The organism is Alteromonas sp. ABH4_453 (assembly GCF_056160665.1).
Genome location: NZ_JBSWXP010000023.1, coordinates 1 through 373, shown reverse-complemented (window position 1 = coordinate 373; position 373 = coordinate 1). Strand labels below are relative to the sequence as shown.

The following is a 373-nucleotide window of genomic DNA, read 5'->3' as shown; positions in this document are numbered from 1 at the left end:
AAGACCTAATAATGAGCATTGGCGCAGTGTCCAGCATGAGCAGAAGAAGCAACTGCTGGGACAATGCAGTAATGGAGTCATTTTTCAGTCGTATGAAAGTCGAACTCATATACGGGGAGAAATTCAACTCGCTTCAGGAAATCAAATCTTGTATCTTCGAGTACATTGAAATTTTTTATAACCGCGTGCGTCAGCATTCAACATTGGGCTATATCAGCCCTTACGAATACGAAGTGACATACGCTTAACATGGATGTCCACTTTTAGTGGGTAAGACCAAATTCAGGATAAACATGCAAATTTCATTGGAAGAAATAAACAAGAAAAACTATGAGTCGGTCTGTGACCTTGATGTCACTGAAGTTCAGGAAGA

The 373-nt window shown here is 40.2% G+C and carries 1 protein-coding gene; it reads left to right on the top strand.

The features are described from left to right. The coding region (locus ACXAGV_RS19055; protein WP_474874575.1) for an IS3 family transposase at nt 1–248 on the top strand (248 nt) is incomplete at its 5' end. Nucleotides 249–373 lie beyond the last annotated feature (125 nt).